Here is a 218-nt window from a genome sequence, read left to right as displayed (position 1 = left end):
TTTTTTGTAAAAAGACCTAACTCTCTATCAAAAGAATCCTTAGATAGAATCTTATAGCCTTTTTTTAAGTCCATAAAATAAATACCACTTTTAGAAAGTGTTATTATGATATAATAACTTTCATTAAAATATATACTTGCTCTTAAATTATTTTTTTTTGATATAGACACTAGTTACTCCTTAATTATAGTAATATTAATTTTTATATTTTTTAACGA

Annotated in this window: 1 protein-coding gene; it reads right to left on the bottom strand. The window is 20.2% G+C overall.

Annotated features, from left to right (window positions below):
• Positions 1–170: contact-dependent growth inhibition system immunity protein (locus tag M983_RS17450; RefSeq protein ID WP_157092003.1), on the bottom strand; the 170-nt coding region annotated here is incomplete at its 3' end.
• Positions 171–218: the final 48 nt, after the last annotated feature.

The sequence above is a fragment of the Proteus myxofaciens ATCC 19692 genome, assembly GCF_001654855.1.
Classification (GTDB): Bacteria; Pseudomonadota; Gammaproteobacteria; order Enterobacterales; family Enterobacteriaceae; genus Proteus; species Proteus myxofaciens.
This window is presented reverse-complemented; position numbering and strand designations above follow the sequence as displayed.